This window comes from Pseudonocardia sp. EV170527-09 (genome assembly GCF_008369905.1).
Lineage (GTDB): Bacteria > Actinomycetota > Actinomycetes > Mycobacteriales > Pseudonocardiaceae > Pseudonocardia.
Genome location: NZ_VRMC01000031.1, coordinates 42,748 through 61,255, shown reverse-complemented (window position 1 = coordinate 61,255; position 18,508 = coordinate 42,748). Strand labels below are relative to the sequence as shown.

1 protein-coding gene is annotated in these 18,508 nt (G+C 76.3%); it reads left to right on the top strand.

What is annotated here, in order from left to right; translation table 11 throughout:
• Positions 1–96: 96 nt before the first annotated feature.
• On the top strand, positions 97–18,423 hold the full coding sequence (locus FVA95_RS12250; protein WP_149664328.1) for a toxin glutamine deamidase domain-containing protein: 18,327 nt from the start codon (positions 97–99) through the stop codon (positions 18,421–18,423).
• The last annotated feature ends 85 nt before the right edge of the window (positions 18,424–18,508 follow it).

The window sequence follows — 18,508 nt, the reverse complement described above, 5'->3', positions numbered from 1 at the left end:
CGGCAGCGTCAGTTGTGTATACGCGACAGTGCTGCCCCTCCGCCACCGAGCGACGCGCCGCCGCCCCCGGCGGTGCCGCACCCGTCGGTGCCCGAGGTGCCCACCGACGCCCAGGCTGCGGCGATCGGCCGGGCCCTGCAGGTCTACGACCTCCCGTCCGGCCCGGACGAGGTGCGCGAGGCGTACGCGCAGTGGCGCGCGCGCGGCGAGCCGATGCCGCGCGGCGGCGACTGGTCGCTGGCCGCGGCCGTCGCGAACCCGGACCGGGCCAGCGACGGACCCGGGGCCCACGCGATCGGTGTGGAGGCGGAGTTCCTGGGCCACCGGCTGGTCAACCTCGAGGAGTACGTCTCCTCCGGCGACGAGCTGGCCGTCTCCGCGGCGCTGACCGCGGTGGCCGAGATCGGCCCGGCGGGGATGACGCTGGAGCTGATCACCAAGCCGGCCCGCCTGCTCGACGGCGACGTCGACCGGATCCCCGTCGAGGAGAGCACGGCGGCCCTGGACGGGGTGCTGAACCGGCTGGCGGCCATGACCGGGCCCACGCCGCTCTCCATCATCTTCCCCTCGCCCGAGTACCGGCTCTCGTCCGATGCCGACGGCGTCCGGGTCGAACCGCCGTCGGGACCCGGCGATGTCGCGGTGTCGCCCCACTACTCCGCCGGGACCGCGGTCGCGGGTCTCGCGGACCTGCTGACGTGGTTGTCCAATCGTCCGGCGGCGGTCGACGTGTTCCCGGCCCGCGCGGCGCGCCTGCACCTGGCGGACGGGTTGGACCTGGGGCGGCGGCTGGCCGAGGAGATGGCGACGGACCCGGCGTTCGCCGGTCGGGCGCCCCACACCTGGGCCGCGCCCCGGGCGGCCGTGCACGGCACCGTCGCCGTGCTGTACCTGCAGTTCGCGGCCATGTCGCAGCATCTGCACGCCAACGCCGGGGTGTCGCTGACCAAGAACTTCTCCGCGTTCAACCTGCGGCACTTCCCCGACCACGTCGTCGAGGGCACCGGTCCGGAGGGCGCGGCCTGGCTGCGGCGCCACTCGGCCACGGTGATGGACCGGTTCGCCTCGACGTTCCGTGCGCTGGACACGCGCGGGGAGCGCGGCGACCTCGACCCCGGCCTGCTCGACCGGCGGCTCCCCCCGCGCTGGAACAGGGACACCGAGCGGAGCACCGCGACCCTGCGCGACTGGTTGTACGGCGGGTTCGGGGACGACCCGCGCCGGCGCCGGGTGGGTCCCGACGAGGCACTGGGCATCCACACCGTGCTGCCGGAGCTCGACCGCAACCGCGCCGCGGACGGCACCCCCCGCCTGGACCCGCCCGCCGCCGTCGGGGAGATGCGCCAGGAGGGGCCACGCTCCCTGCACGTCGGCGGGTCGCCCTTCGCCGGACGCCAGGACGTGCTGACCGGCATCCGTGAGATCGGTGCGGCGAGCCGGAACGCCTACACCGCGGCGGAGGCACTGCTCGTACACGAGACGATCGAGGCGACGCCGTTCGCCGCCCCGGGGACCTGGGCCCGTGCCGTGCGCGGCGAGAGTCTCGGCGCCGGGGTCGCCGCCCACGAGACCTGGCGGGGGAGGCCGACGGTCTCCCCCGGCACCGACTCCACCCGGGTCCCGGCGGCCGTCGCCGAGGTCGAGAACGCCTTCGGTGCCCCGCTGGCCCCGGTCGGGGACGGGCCTGCGGCGTTCACCACCGTCGTCGACCGGGTCCGCCACGCCGGCCATGGTGCCGACGCGATCGTCCACGCCTATCCGGCGGCCGCCGACCCCCGCCGTTCCTACGGCCGCGACGAGTGGGTCGGGCCGGTGCGCCGTGTCTGGAACCTGGTCAACCACGAGGGCACCGTCTGGATCGTCGACCCGCGGACCGGTACGGCCGCGGTCGCCGGTCCGGACTCGATCCCGCGGCCCGGCCGGGTCTTCGCCGTGGCCGCCGATCCGGATGCGGCCCCGATCCGGTTCGCCCCCGACGACGCGTCCGGGGCCGCTGCGAGCTCCCCGGGAGCGGGGGCCCGCCCCGAGACCGGCCCGCCCGGCGACGGCCCGGACACCAGGACCGGCCCGCCCGCCCCCACCCGGTCGTGGCGGCCGGGCCCGTTGTGGCACACGGACGGGACCGCGGCCGCCGCCCCGCAGCTGCCGGACCCGCTGCTGCCCGCGCAGTGGGAGGCACGCCGCGGCGACGCGCCGTCCGGGACCGCGCACACCGAGCTGGTCCGCGTGCTGCAGCAGCCGGACGGCACCCTGACCCCGCAGGGCAACCCGGTGACCGTCGACGTGCGCCGGATCGAGGTCGAGCCGGGACGCTGGGTGCGCGAGCTGACCCTGCCGCTGCACCTGGTCGGGGACCCCGCAAACGTCGCCCGCGCCACGGAGCTGGCAGCGCAGGCGCTGCGCGAGCACGTCGACAGCCGCTACGAGCTGCCCGGCGGCGACCAGCTGCACCTGCGCATCGAGCCGTCCACGCGTGCCGACGCGAACCGCGTCCTGGTGACCTCCGAGCCGGACTACACCGGGGCGAACTCGACGTCGCTGCACTGGCGGCTGGAGCACCTCGAGCGCGGCGACGACCCCGCGCTCGCGGTCGGCCGCACGTTCCACGAGCTGCTGCACCGCGTGGGTCTGCCCGACCGCTACCGGGTCCCCGGTGCCGTCCTCGGCGGGGCCGTCGACGCGGCCGGCGTGATGGGCACGGACTGGCGCAGCACGCTGCTCACCGACGCCGACCTGGCCCGGATCGACCAGGTCGCGCGCCAGGCCCCCACCCACGATCTGCCGCTGCCGGGGTCCAGGAGCGCCGCACCGCCGGTCGCGGGGAGCCCGGCACCGCGCCGCGGTCCCGACGGGGGACCGATCGCGCCGGACTCCTTCGACTGGGGCCCGGTCCCGTCCGGCGACCGCGACAGCACACCCGGGTCGGAGCGCCCGTACGACTCCGACTCCGCGTACGACTCCGACTCCGCGTACGACCCCGACACCCCGCACGGGGCCGACGACGCGGCCCGCCTCACCGTCGCGTTCGAGGAGGGTGACCACCGCGTGGACCCGACCGGGCGGGTCGCCGTGCAGGCCGCCACCGACCGGTGGATCGACGACGTCGTCGCGGCCCACAACGAGGGCCGTCCCACCCCCGCCCTGACCGTGACCGGGCACGGCAACGGCTCCCGGTCGGCGTCCCGGGCGTGGGCCGACCGCACCGCTGCGGAGCGGACCGGCCTCGACCGGGCCCGCGCGGTCGAGGCGATCGCCCGGGCCCGCCTGCGCGCACGGATCGCCGACGGCGGGACCGACGGGCTCGCGGAGCGCGACTTCCGGATCGTCGCCACCGGGACCGTGCGGCCGCCGTCGCCAGGGGCGTCCCCGGCCGAGCACCGCGTCGCTGTGCTGGGACACGACACCTCCGACGTCACCGCCGTGGACTCGGTGCACGACGTGCCGTTCCGCAGCGGCGCCACCCGCCGGGACGCCGCCGCCCGGCGCGAGCTGCAGAGCATCGCCGAACAGGCCCGCGAACGGGCCCGCCTGGCCCGCGTTCTGGGGCTGCCGCCGCCCCGCGTGCAGCTCGTCGGCGACGGCATCGGACACCACGCCGACCGGCTCCTCGGCGCCCTGCGCCGGCAGCTGGGCGACGCCGACACCGACCGGGCGGGCCGCCCGCGCGACGACGTCGCGCACCGTCGCGCCACCGGCCACGCCCGCGCCACCGCGGCCGCCGTGTACCTGCGCGGCCTGCTCGCCGACGTCGAGGGTGGGGTCCGGGTCACCGCCCGGTCCGCCGTCGACGCGCCCGACGGGGTCGTCCCGCCCCCGTCGCGCGGGGTGCAGGCGCTCGTCGACCAGCCGGTCCGGCGCACCGTGATGGGCGACCCGCAGGGGCGTCACCTCGCCGACGTCCCGCGCCGGGTGCACGTCCCCCTGCTGAACGGGCGACTCGACTCCCGGAGCCTGCGGTCGCTGGCCGCGTGGGCGCAGCGGACCGGTGACCCCGCCGACGTGCACGTCTGGACCCACGCGGGCCGACTCACCGAGACCGCGCGGGTCAGCCTGGACCGACGCGGGTTCACCGTCCGCGACGTCGCCACCGAGTTCCCCGCCGGCACCCGCGCCTCGGACCGCATCCTCAGCCGCCTGCTCACCGACGACCTCGACCGGGCCGGGGCCGACGTCGCGGTCGCCGTCCTGCACCGTGACGGGGGCATCTGGGCCGAGCCCGGTGTCCTCCCGGACACCCTGGAGCCGCTGCCGGAGGTGATGCCGCTGATGCCCCGCGGTCTCACCGACGGCGAGCCGCTGTTCCCCCTGCTCACCCGCCCCGACGACGGCTCGGGAACGCCGCCCACCGGGTTGATGGTCGCCCCGCCCGGGTCCCCGTTCCTCGGCGCGCTGCTGGACTCCCCGCGCCTGGCCGAGGACGGTTTCGTCGCCGGCCGTCTGCACGGGTACCTGGAGACCCGGGGTCTGGTGGACCTCGACGCGCCCCGCGACCCGAACGCGGTGCGCGCGTTGCGCGACGACCTGGAGTCGGGCCGCTACCGGTTCGACGACGACGTCCTGGCCCCCTGGACGGGCCCGGAGCCCGCTCCCCGGCGCGGCGACGGGCCCGCCGGGACGGGACCGGCGACCCGCACCGGCGGCCCGGGGCCCGACCGGCTGCTGCGCGTGCGGACCGTCGGGGCCGACCAGCGCCGCGCCGTCGCCGAGCTGATCGACGAGATGGTCCCCGGCCGCCACCGCCGTCGGGAACGGGCGGTGGCCGAGCAGCTCGACGAGATGCTGCGTGCCCGGCCGGAGGCGCTGCACAGCGGCCTGCCGTTCGACGTCCGGGTCGGGGGCCGCGTCTTCGAGGCCGTCGTCGCGATCGACCAGGACCCGGCCCGGCCCGGCCCGGTCCGCGGCCCCGACGCCCCGGCCGCGACCGACGGCACGGAGCAGATCCGCCGGGGAACCGCCACCTACGTCGAGGGCCTCGCCCACACCTCCGGCCTGTCGGTCCCGGTGGTCGGCACCGGCGGATCCATCACCGGCTTCGGTGGCGGCGGGATCACCCTCGGCGGCAGCGACACCGTGCACCACCGCACACGCAAGACCGTGAACGTCGACATCGGCTACGACGGCAAGCACCCCCCGGCCGGCGACGTCCCGGTGCGGTTCACCGTCACGCTGCGCGACGACACCGGCGCCCTCGTCGGACCGGGCCCACGTACCCTCGCCGGCACCGCGAGCGGCTGGTTCGACACCGCCGACCGCCGGTCCGGCGGGCGCGTCCCCGCCCGGCTGGACGGCACCGCCGGCCCCGCACTGTCCAACGCCGCGGTCCTCGACATCCGCACCCCCGGCGTGGACGCAGCACTGGCCCGGCTGGCCGGCCAGCTCCCTCCGGAGCTGGTCAGGCCCGGGACGCCGGGACACAACCGGCTTGCCCACTTCCTGTCCGACAACACCCTCACCCACCACTTCCAGCGGCTGACCGGCGGCTGGATGAAGTCCGACGAGCTGAGCGTGGGCGGTGGCCGGTCGGCGTTCGTCATGGCCCGGCTGGTCCCCAGAGCCGGGTCGTGGCGCGGCCCGATCGCCGGCAAGACGACGCTGTCCCAGCGCATCGACTGGGGTGTCGAGTCCGGCCGCAGCCGGGGCCGCGGCGTGTCCGGTGAGCTGCGCGGCGGCTGGCGGGTCGCCCCGAAGTTCCTGTTCCTGAACCTGGGTCCCTATGTCGGTGCGGGCTGGAACCACCGGCGCGGGTGGTCCGCCAACCACATCAGCGCCTCCCGGCGCAACGTCGACCAGACCAGCCTGCAGGCCTTCGACGTCGACTTCGACCTGGAGATGAAGGTCGCCTGGGGTTCGACGAGCGAGACCGCCCCGCCGGTGCGGGTCCCGGTCGAGACGCTGCTCGCCGACGACCCGCACAACGCCCGCGACGCGGGTCTCCCGGTGCCCGACGAGATCCGCGACGCCCCCCGCTCGGCCCGCACCGACACCCTGCCGCCCTACCTCGCGGCGGGCCGCGGCATCGGTCGCGCCCACGTGCACTCCCTCGGGGACGCCCCGGCCCGGCTGCGGGAGCGGATCGAGCGGATCGCCGCCTCCGAGGAGGGCGGCATGGCCTCGCTGGTCGACCCCGACGGGTCACACCGCACCGCGTCGAAGGCCGGCACCGTCGAGGGCTTCGGCGAGAGCTGGCGGATGCTCGACCACCAGACCACCCACGCCGTCCTCGGGGCGACGGCGGACCAGCTCCACGACGGCGGCGTGCACCTGCTGTTCGCCCGGGACGGCGTGCGGCACACCGAGTACCTGCACGTCCGCGTCGACGCGGAGATGTCCGGCGTCGTCGACGAGGGACCGCGGGCCGGCGTCGCCGTGAAGACCAGCGCGGGCCACCGTAAGGAGTCCACGGCGAGCGCGGGCAGCGCGTTCGACGCCGGGTTCGGCGCCCGGTTCGGCCTGAGCTTCGACGTCGGCCCGATGTACCTGGGCGGGACGGCCCGTGCCGGCTACGCCCACGGCGGCGACGCCGGGAACGCGGTCGGCACCGTCACCGGCCGGCGCAGCGTCGGGGGCCCCGGCGGCGACGCGCACCGCGTCACCGGACTCAACACCTACCGCGTCACGGCGGAGAGGTTCTCGGTCACCAACGCGTTCGGCCGGGTCACCGGCATCGGCCGGCCGGGCCTGCAGGCCGTCGAACGGACCCCGGTGCCCGACGTCGCCGAGCCGCCCGTCGCCGAGCCGTTCGCCCTCGACGTGCCGAAGGAGGAGATGCTGCAGCCGGGGACGCCGTCGCGTCTGCAGCGCGTCCCGATGCCGGGCGCACCGACGGCGACCCCGATCGGACGGAACTGGACCAACCTCGCCCCGACCCTGCGACCCGACACGATCCTCACCTGGGTCGGCGGGGCGGCCGCCCGGCGCGTGGCGATGGAGCAGGCCTTCGACGCCACGACCGGGGCCGGGGTGCTCGCCCGGTCCGGCACCGACGACGGCCGCGCCCTCGACATGACCTTCGGCCCGGAGCGGATCGCCAACGACCGCACCGTCACGCAGAAGGGGATCGGGACACCGGTCTTCGTGCACAAGGGTCGCCTGTTCGACCAGCGCGGCACGGGGGAGGGCGAGCTGATGCTGTTCCGCCCGCGGATCCTGTCGGTGGACCACGCACCACCCGTCGATCGCTCTCGCAGCGAGGTCGTCTTCAGCGGCGGCCTGGCGTCGGGCAGCAGCAACCGCACGCACACCGTCACCGGGACCGCCGGCGTCGAGGCCAACGACACGGCGCTGACGGCACAGGACATCGCCGCCGCGAACGGGCACCCGACCGGCTCGGGGGGAGTGCACGGCGGCTACCGGGCGTCGCACCGGGCGGGCCGCTCGCGCGGTACGTCGGGGGCCAGCGAGACGTTCCACGACCTGGGCAGCAGCCGTTCCTACGTCGTCGTGATGGACGGGGTGTTCAAGGCGACGGCGCGCACGACGGCCACCAACCGGGCGCTGGACCTGTTCCACACGCCCACCGAGCGGACCGCGACCCGCTACGTGAACCTGCCCCGGCAGGTCTACGTGTCCGCCGGTGAGGCACAGCTGCGGGACTGGGGCCTGCTGCCCCCCGAGCTGCCCCGTCCGGACACGGCCGACGTGCCGCTGCAGGTGCCGTCGCGGCTGCGCGCCGCGTCGCCGGTGGGCGGCCTCGGCTGGGCCATGGACGAGGGCGTCGCCGGACCTCTCGCCGACCTGGCGGCGAAGATCCCCGCGCACTTCGACGGGGTGCTGTCGGAGGCCGACATCCGCACCGTGACCGAGCGGTTCACCGATCCGCAGCGCGGGTTCACCGCCTCGGACCTGAAGGGCATGCAGGACAGCCTGGCCGGCAACGGCCTGACCTTCACCGGCTCCCGCGGCGGTGTGGTCGGCCACCACGACCTGACCGGGACCCTGCGGTTCGTGCCCGACCCGGCGCCGGACGCCGCGCGGGTGGAGCGGGTCGTCCACGACGGACACGCGCCCAAGGTCGAGCAGTACTTCAGCGACCAGCGGATGAGTGTGACCGCGGTGTCGTCCGGGCCGAGCGCCGACATCGGCGGCAGCGCGGGGGGCCGGGAGGGCTCCGTCGACGGGAGGCCGCACTACGGCGGCGGGCTCGCAGCCGGGGGCGCGTCCTGGTCGTCGACGACCCACCGCCCCGACGCGACGGCCCACACCTACCGCGGCTGGCGCTGGCTGGGGTCCGACGGCCCGACCGCGATCCTCGGCCGCGACGGACATCTGGAGCTGTCGGTGTCCCGGGACGGGACGACCACCCCGTCGCTGGCCTCGGTGCCGTTCACCCTGCGTCAGCGGGTCCCGGCGTCGTTCCTGTCCACCCAGCCCGACCCGGCGGTCCCGCCGCCGAACCAGATGCGTCCGGCGGCGGCGGTCGACCCCGAGACCGTCCTCGGCAACATCCGCGGCGACGCGCAGCGCGCCCGGACCGCGTTGCAGCAGGCGTTGCAGGCCGCGGACGTCCCTCGGGCCTGGACGACCCCGGGGGAGCCCGGTCACCACGCCCTCGACGCGATGTTCACCCCCGAGTACCTCGACCCCTGGATCCCGCTGCTGCTGGACGGCCCGACCGACCTGCCGCCGGTCGCGCACCCGAGCCTGCCCGGCTCCACGCTGACGCCGCGGCTGCGCATCGTGCCCGAGTCGCTGCACACCGAGGCCGTGTCGGCCCAGCTCGGGGTCGGTGCGGAGTCCAACTCCATGACCTCGACGGTCGCCGGTCCCTACGGCGAGGTCTCCAGCGGTGTCCGGAGTGGCCTGATCGGGGACGGCCGTACCGTCGACGAGTCCCGCGGGGACCTGCGCGGCGACGCCCAGGGGCAGTCGTCGACCAGCAACCGGTCCATGCAGCTCCCGCTGACCGGACGCGAGCACGAGACCAAGCTCGGCGACTCGGTCCGCATCCTCGGCGGCTCCTACCGCTACGAGGTCGGGGCGGTCCTCACCCGGCCCGCTCGCGCCGACCTGGACATCACGGGCACGGTCCGGGGCGGGGACCTGCGCCTGTTCATCGGCGAACGCGACGCGGAGGCGCTGCTGGGGCCGATGCCGGCCGAGGTGCGTGCCGCGATGACCGACGAGAAGGCGCGCGCCGACGCCTGGCGCGCCGCCGACACGGAGCTCGTCGCGGTCCAGCACCGCTACGACGAGCTCTGGCTGGACACGCCCGCGGCGGACCGCCGTCGGCTGGAGGGCCTGCGTGGTGAGGCGACCGGCCGCATCGCGACCGACCTGCGCGTGGCCGGCGAGCGCTACGCCGAGGCCGCCCGCGAGTGGGCCGAGGCCAAGACCGAGCTGGACCGCCGCACCGCCCAGTGGGTGCAGCAGCGTCCGGTGGCGCCCGCGCCGCTGCCGCCCCGCGCGCGGCGGCTGGGCACGATCCCCGAGGACGACGAGCCCCCGGCGCCCACCCGGTCGGGGAGGAGCACGGCCCCGGGAGACCCCGGGACGGTCGTGCACCAGCCCCTCCGGGCACCGGAGATGCCGACGCGACCGCAGATGGACGCCATCCGCGTCGCCCTGGACGACCGTGGGCTGCGCTCCGGTCGGGACGACTCGTTCGAGGTCTACCAGCGCTGGCGCGAGCAGGGTCTCCCGGTGCCGTCGTCGCCGACCGAGCTGGCCCGCGCCGCGGTCGAGCACGCCGACCGCAACGGCCACACCGCCGAGGGTCGTCTCGCCGCCGCGGTCACCGACCGGGACGGTCGCCCGCGGCCGTTCGTGATGCCGGACCGCTGGGTGCACCTCCTGCAGGGCGATTCCGCGGACGCCGCCCTGGCCGTCGTGGAGACCTGGCACGGGGCTCCCCGGCTGCCCGACGCGGGCTACCGCCGCACGGCGGACGAGGTCGTCGCCGAGGGGCTCGGCACCGAGCTGGTCGCCGTCGGTGACGGCGCGGGCGCGTGGGCCGCGGTGTCCACGGCCATCCGGGACGCGGGGCACGGTTCGTCGGCCGTCGTGGAAGCCGTCCGGGACACCGGCCGGCGGGGACCGCGCGCTGCTCCCAGCACCTGGGTGCTGCTCCAGGACGGAGACACCCAGTGGCTCGTCGACCCACGTGCCGGGGCCGCGACGCGGGTCGGGCCGGACGGTCTGCCCGCCGTCCGCGAGGTGCGCGCCGCCGCGGTCACCGGCGGTCGGGCGCCGCTGCCGCTGCCCAGCCACTCGGCCGTGCCGGAGACCGCGCCGACCCCGGAGCCGACCCCGGAGCCGACCCCGGAGCCGACCCCGGAGCCGACCCCTCGGACGGAGCCCGCCGTCGCGGGCTCCGCGGCGGACCGGTCCGGCCCCGCCGGGTCCTCCTTGCCCCAGGGGGATCGCCCCGGCGACCCGACCGAACTCGGTGGGTCCGGAACGCAGAGCCCGACCGTGCTACCGTTCGTCGTCCTCGATCCCGGCGCGGTGGGCTCCGCCACGACGACGACGTCGACGCCCCGGACGGTGGACGACCTGGCCTGGACCTACTCCGGATCCCGTCCCACCGCCGCCGCCGAGCTGCACGAGGCCTGGCACGGGCAGCCGCACGCCCCTCGCGAGGAGCCGTCCGGGCCCGTCGGCACCCGTCGGATGCTGGAACGGACCTTCGGCGCTCCGTGGACCGCGGTCGGCACCGGTCCGGCCGCGCTCGGCGCGGTCATCGACACCGTCCGGGCCGCCGGCCCGGGCGCCGACGCGGTGGTCTGGGGCGCGTTCGAGCGCGACCCCGCCGTCCCACCGACCGGAGAGGGACACCCCCGGCTGATCGGGCCGACCCACTGGAACCTGCTCAACGACGGCGGCACGGTGCTGCTCGTCGAGCTGCGTACCGGCGACGTCGTCCCGGCCACCGCCGACCACCTGAGCTACCTGGGCCGGGTCGAGGCGGTCGGGACCGGCGCCGACGGCGTGCCGCTGGTCTTCCCCCGGGCCGACCACCGGTCCGTTCCGCGGCCCCCGTTCGCCGACGACCCGACGGCCGTGTTCGGGCTGCACGAGCAGATCTGGCGACAGCTGCGGGGATCCGGTCTCGACGGGCACCTGGCGGTGCACGATCTCTGGTGGGGCCGCCCCCGCACCACGCCGGACTCCGTCGCGACGCCCGCACCGGCCGCCACCCCCGATCCGGTCGACACCCGGGCTCCGACCGAGAGCGACCGGGGCCGGAGGAACGTCCGGGACGAGATCGAGCGGACGTTCGGGTTCCCGCCGGTCGAGATCGGCACCGGCCCGGACGCGTGGGCCCGGTTCGCCGACGCGCTGCACGGCGGTGGCCACGGGGGCTCCGGGCTGGTCCGGCTCGAGCACCCCGGCGACGGGCGCGTCGAGACGCTCACCCTGCTGCAGGTCGAGGGTGACGTGCTCGTACTGACTCCGTCCGACGGCGGCATCGTCCTCGCCGAGCACGTCGTCGTCCCCGACGACGCGCGCCTCACGGCGGTAGGGGTCACCAGCACGGGCGACCGTGTGCGGGCCATCCCGGCCGACGAGCCGGAACCGTTCGTGCCCGGGCCATCGGTGCCCGAGGCGCCCCCCGTGGACGCGGTTCCGGCCGCCCGCTCCGGGCGCGCGGAGCCGCTGCACCGCACCGGCCCCCGGTGGCAGCAGGGGCACGAGCCTGCGGCGGACTCCGAGCAGCTGTACCGCCGCGACGTCGTCTGGGACGCCCAGCGGGCCGCGGCACCGGTGACCCTCGTGCGGCCCGACGCCGTCACGGTGCTTCCGCCCGGTGAACGGGACGTCGGCATCTCCCGGTTCGCCGACCTCGCGCCGGTGGAGGTGCGCCGCTACGAGGTGTTCCCCGGGCACTTCGTCCGTGAGCTCACCGCCGCCGTGCGGCTGGTGGGTGACCCGGCCGCGGTCGCCGAGGCCACTGCGTTGGCCATCGAACAGCTGGAGCTGCTCAACTACCGCTACCGGCTTCCCGGCGGGGACCAGCTGCACCTGAGTCTCGATCTCTCGCCCACCCGCCCCGAGCATCAGGTCGTCGTGGTGGAGGACGTGCCGTGGGTTCGCGGGCAGTCGCCCACGTCGCACCAGGAGCGCTGGCAGCTGGACCAGATCCGCAGCCTGAAGGCGACGGGGTCCGCCGTCGCGTCGCACGAGCTCTCCCACGTGTTCGGCCTGCCGGACAGGTACGGCCCGCACGGGAACGCCGCCGCCGTCGGCGGGACCGTCGCGTACGGCGCCCTGATGGGCCCCGACGGCATCCCGGTGTACACCGAGGCCGATCTGGCCCGCCTCGACGCCCTGTTCGGCGGGCCACAGCTGCCGAGCAGGCCGCTGCCGTCGGTCACCACGCCGACGGCCCGGGATCGGCTGGTGCCGGGCCACCACCAGTGGGCCGCGATCCAGAACGTGCTGAGGGACCTGCGTCTGCCCGTCGTCCGGGACGATCTTCCGGAACCGACCGCGTCCGGCGAAGCCGCGGCGACCGCGCGGGACCGCGCGGCGTACCACGGGAACGAGGCCTACCGCACGGCGTTGCTGGACGCCTACGACGCGTGGCGGCGGCGGACCTCCCCGCTTCCCTTCGACGTCGACACGCTCGCCCGGGCGACCGTCTCACTGGCCGAGATGCGCAACCTGGTGCGCGATCTGCTCCCGTTCACCACCGACCGGACGGACCGGTTCGCGCTGCATCGTGGGGCGTGGGAGGAGTTGGCGGGCAGCGGTCTCGACGGGCACCTGGCGCTGCACGACCTGTGGCGTGGACGCCCACGGGAGGTCGTCGCCGAGCCCGCCGCGGATGCGGTCGAGCAGACGTTCGGCGCCCCGCTGGCGGAGATCGGCACCGGCGTCGCCGCCTGGGTGCAGGTCCACAACGGCCTGGTCCACGGCGGTGACGGCAGCTCGGCGCTCGTCCGGATGCATGACCCGGCCACGGGACGGACCGAGACGGTGTCGATGATCCACAGCCGGGGAGCCGTGGTCGTGCTGACCCCGTCCGACGGCGGCGTCGTCGCCGCGGTGCGGCGGGAGCCGGGCGCCGGCGTGGTCGTCTCGGCCGTCGCGACGGGCCGCGACGGCAACCTGCTGCGACTGCACGATCCCGCGCCGGCCGACGGCGTATCCACCGACGGCGTGCCCACCGACGGCGTGCCCACCGACGCCGCCCCGGAACCCACCCCCGCACCCGAAGCTGCTCCCACGCCCGAGCCGGCCTACGCCCCCGCCCCGGGCAACACCCTGGCCCCAGCGACCCAGAGCGGTCCGACCACGGGCGTCGACCACGTCGTCACGGTGGCCGCCGCACTGTTGCCGCGCCCGCCCGCCGACAACGATCTCGCCTCCCTGCGGCACGCCGTTCGGGACGACGTGGGTGCCCTGCTCGACGGCCGCATCGTGCGGGTCGGCCGGGAGAAGGTCCTCGTCACCGTGGACCCGGACTGGTCGGCGGCGACCCCGGTCGACGATGGCTCGTCCGAGCCCGCAGGCGCGTCCCGTGAGTCCCACCGGGGCTCCTCGGCGGCGACGTCGTCGTCGCGGTCGCCGATGACCCGTTGGTTCCTCTTCGTCCCGGCGGTCCCCGGTCTGTTCGGCCTGGGTGGGGTGACCCTGCCGACCGGGGCGTCGACGCACCGCACGGCCGTCCGCTCGGAGTCCGAGCAGGTCGCGATCTCGGTGACGCTGCCCGAGCGGCCCGAGGGCGGCACCGGGTTCCGGGGCATGCGCACGGTCGAGGTGCCGCTGCGCTTCAGCCTCACCAGGGTCGACGCCGCAGGCGACCCGATCGGCCCGACGACGACGGTCGGGGACCGTCCCGGCGACCCCCGGGTCTCGGCCGGGATGACCGTGCCTGTCGGGCTCCGCAGCACCGGGACGACGGTGCCGCTGCCGCCGACCCTGCCTCCGTCGTTGGTGGAGGGCGCGCACCTGGACTCCTCGACGCCCGGACGGCACCAGCGGACGGCACTGCCCGCCACCCCGGAGCGGACGCCGGACGTGGCGCGACAGCTGGCCGAGCACATCGGGTCGGCGAACTCCCACACCCTGCGTGCGCTGCGGACGGCGCTGAGCGCGGACGGCCTCGCCTCGCAGCTGCCACGGATGGCGGTCGGCCCGCGCCAGGCCGGCAGCGGCGCCGGCTGGGTGGACTCGGTGTCGTTGCTCCCCAAGAGCAACCCGCTGCTCTCGCTGTTCAGCTCGCACGGCCGCAGGCTCCAGCTGCGGGCGGTCGCCCGGGAGGTCGAGTACCTGGAGACCATCGAGGGAGCGAGCTGGTCCACCACGACGAAGGGCGCCGCGACGGCCGCCGGCGGCACCCGGGCGAGCCGGGCGGGCGAGGGCTCACTCGGGGCCGGAGCGGGCGTCGACGTCGGCATGGTCACCGCGGCGGCCGGTCCGCTCGGGGCGGGCGGCCGCTCGGCCGAGACCTCCCACGCCCACGACCGCACGACCACCCACGAGTCGACGCAGGACCGGACGGGCCCGGTCGTGCGCTACCGCACGGTCTACGACCTGGAGGCCCGCCTCCCGGGCCAGGCGCCGATCACCTTCGACCGTGCGCTCACCGCGCAGCACTGGACCACCCCGGAGGAGGCGGCCCGCACCGGCGTCCTCCCCACGGCGGACGGCCTCCCGGGAGGCCCGTCGGCGTCTCCCGAGCCGCAGGCGACGAGCGAGAAGCTCGCCGCGATCATGCGGGACTCGGTGGCGTTGCTGCCGGGCCACCACCGGTGGTCGTGGCGGGACTCGACCTTCGCCACCTCCTTCGACGACACCCGGCTGAGCGGCGGGATCTCCGACCGCCACGAGCGCGAACTCGGCCGCACGGACGCGGTCGAGGCGGCGGTGTCGGCGGACCGGCTGCCCCGCATCACCCCGGACCTGCTCGTGGACGGGCCGCTCACCGTCGAGCTCACCCCCGAACCCGGCCGCGGCCACGACTACCACGTCGCGCTGCGGGTCTCGGCCCGGCTCGACGGCGAGCTGGTCGACCTGGGCCCCGCCCCGGAGCGCCCCTCGACCACGCGGATCGGCGAGACCGGTAGCGGCGAGCACACCGCGAAGCGGGGCTGGTCGGTCACCGGGGGAGTCGTCGGCCGGGTGTACTCGCAGCTTGCCGGGAACCTCGCACTGGCCACCTTCTACAGCAAGCTCGGGTACCACCGTTCCACCTCGACGACGATCAGGCACACCACCGGGTCCGACGTCGGGGGGGCCCGCGGCCCCCGGCTCGACGCCGACGGCGCGCCGGTGCCCGAGCCCCTGCACCGGTACCGGGCCCGGGTCGAGTACACCGTCACCGGGCACCACTGGTCCCGGCCCAACGCCCTGGTCCGGGGGGTCACCGTCGGCGGTTCCGGACTCGGCGTCCCGACCCGTCATGACCTGACCATCGTCGATCCCGGAGCCGCGGAGGCCGGACGTGCGCCGGGGACGGTCGTCGCCGACGTCGTGCTCGAACTGCCCGCCGGGTCCGACGCCGCCGCCGTGCGCGCCGAGCTGGAGCGCACCGTCGTACCGACCGACCGCACCGCCCTCCCGGGGATCGCGCTGAACGGGGACCCGGCGCTGCGCCGGGGCACGTCCCGCGAGCTCGACAGGATCCGGCTGCTGTCGGTACACGGCCTCGAACACGTCCGGACCTCGGTGCGCGACCAGACCGTCGACGCCTCCGGAGACCCGGCCCTCGGGTTCGCCGACGGAGCGAACTCCGGCCTGATCGACACCGCGCTCTCACAGAGCGCGCTGCGCGGCGACCCGCACCTGTTCTCCCGGCCGGTGCACCTGGACGGGCTCGGCTGGGCGCGTCGCCGGGCCGACACCCAGGCAGCGGCGGCGGTCTCGTTCTCCCTCCGCGAACCTCAGGTGCTGGACACGGTGTGGGAGCAGCCCTCGGGGGCGATCACCGGCGGCAGCGTCCTGGCCCGCGAGGCCGGGAGCGGCTGGTCGCTGACGAACTCGATCGAACCGGCGTACCTCGCCACGGGCGACCCGGGCGCCATCGGTGGCGGTGCCGGCAACGCGATCGGCCTGTTCCTCGGCGAGATCGGCCTGTGGGGTGGCTCGCAGTCCTTCCGGGACGGGGAGAGTGCTGCCGCGCAGACCACGCGCACGATCTCCGGTGAGCCCCGGGCACTGCACCTGATCCGGGCCGACCTGGGCTCCACCGTCGCCGCCGAGGCGAGCCGCCGGGGCAATCTCGACCGATGGGAGGTGTTCGGGCGGTCCCCGGTGGGACGCTCCGCGGAGCGTTTCACGCTGCCGGGAGCAGTGCACGCCCTGGTGACGGACGAGCAGCTCCACGCGATCCGGACCCTGCAGGCGGAGGAGGACGCCCTCCGCGCCGCGGAGACCGGACCGCCCCGCCTGCCGGAGCTGGTCCTGGACCACACCCCCGGCGGGTCGATCCTGGCCCCCTCGTCGCGTCCGGCGGTCGAACCGGTGCCCGAGGGGCGGTCGCTGCCGGCACCGGACCGGGTGGGCGGCGTCATGCAGCCGGTCGACCTCGGCGACACTCTCCCGCTGCTGCGCGAGCAGCTGGTGCACCGGCTCGGGCCGGAGCGGGCCGAACGACTGCTCTCGTCCTCGGCCGTGACGACCCCGCACGACGGCCACCGCGAGGCGCACACCCTGCTGTCGGCCCTGCAGGGCTCGTTGCGTGACGCGATGGCCGACGGGGTGGGTATCGCGCTGAGGCTGGAGGACCGGCTCAGCGGCCGGACCTACGACCTGCGCGTCGGAGCCGAGCTGCTCGCACCGCCCGAGCCGCTGGGCGTGACCCACGGCGAGCTCACGACGACGACGGTCTCCACGTTCACCCGGACCGCCGCGCGCACCCTGCGCCGGGTCCTGGCCGAGGTCATCATGACCGTGGTGCCGGGCGGGATGTTCATCCCCTCGACCGAGGCGGGCACCGCCCGACATGGTGCCCCGTACCTCGCGGCCGGTCTGGGGCTGGCCTACGTCGGGGAGTGGCTGGCCCAGACCCGGCAGACGGTCGAGGAGTGGGCGACGGCCCGGCAATCCTCGGAGACGGCGTCGGGGGTCCTGGCGGCACACCGTGCAGACGTCCTGTTCGACGTGCGGATCGAGCGGCACGGTGAGCGGATCGCCGCTGCCCCCGCGGTCCGGACGGTCGAGCTCCGGTCCCTGGCCGAGGACACGCCGGCCGGTCGTATCCCGCAGGCCCACCCGCAGGTCCCAGCCTCGCGGACCACGATCCGGTCGGCGGACGAGGCCCGGCCGGACGCGCTGGCAGCCTGGCGGTCCGCGGACGCGGCCGTGCTGCCCGCCGAACCCGCCCGTGCCCGGGCCGTCGACTTCGCCGGCGACACCGGCGACCTCGTCCGGGCCGCCGAGCAGGCCGTCCGTGAGGGCGGCGGGACGGTCACCGCGGCGACCACCCGTGCCCTGCAGGCGGACCTGACCCCGAGCCGGTTGACGGCCTCGGCCCGCGAACAGCTCGAGCGCGGGATGCCCCTGATCGTCCCCACCAGCTCCGGCTTCGACCTGACCCTGCACGCCGTGCTCCCCGACACCGGCGAGCTGGTGGGGGCCAGCGACCGCATCCGGCTGGGTGGCTCCACCGCCCGGACCGGCGCGGAGCACGTCGAGTACGGGTCCGCCAGCGAGCACCTCGTCGGTGCCATGCCCGTCGTGTCCGGCGGTGTCCCGCACCCGCCCGAGTCGAACACCTACTCCGAGGGGCGGCAGCCGTTCGGCCAGGCCTCGGGCTGGGCGCTGGGCCTGGAGCCGCTGGGCGCGGCCGGGGCCGAGCACGAGCAGCGCGGCGCGACCTCCTCGGGCGGCACCGAACGCCCCGCACGCGGGCCGGGTGACGTGAGCCCGATCAGCACCCTGCACACGCACGGGACCCGGTTCAGGGTGGTCGCCGAGCCCCGGTCCGTGCCGCTCGGCTCCGGCCGGCGGACCGGCGTCGTCGACGTCGACCTCGACCAGGGGTACGTGGTCCGGCGCACCGACCGCGGCGAGAGCCTGCCCGCCGCGCTCGTGGACGCGGTGCACCAGCTGGGCGTCAGGGACCGGGAGTGGGGCCGGGCCCGGTCGGAGCTGCGGGCCGCGGAGAGGGGCGCCGGGGCCGATGCCGCCGCGAACGACCACTCGGCCGCCGCGGAGCGCGAGCGGGCCGCCGCCGAGGCCTGGTGGTCGGCCAAGGGGACCTACGACGCCGAGCTGGCCCGGACCGGCACCCGTTCCGACAGCCCCCTCCCAGTGCGAGGGGACCCCCCGCGTGACCCCGCCCCCGCCGACGGTCCTGGCGTGCCACCCGGCCCCGCGGTCCCGCCGGCTCACGAGAGCTGGGTCTCCGAGGCGGTTCCGAGCTGGGACGTCGACGGCGACGTGTCCACTCGCGAGCCCGTCCGGTCGGCCCACGAGGACGACGCCGTCCGGGCCGGGCACAGCGGTCAGTCCGCCCGGACACCCCCGACGCCGTAGGCTCCCGCCGTGCTGTCGATGTGGGACCTGCCGGAGATCCGGTCGGCCCCGCGACGGCCGGGCGTGTGGCCTACGGCAAGGACGG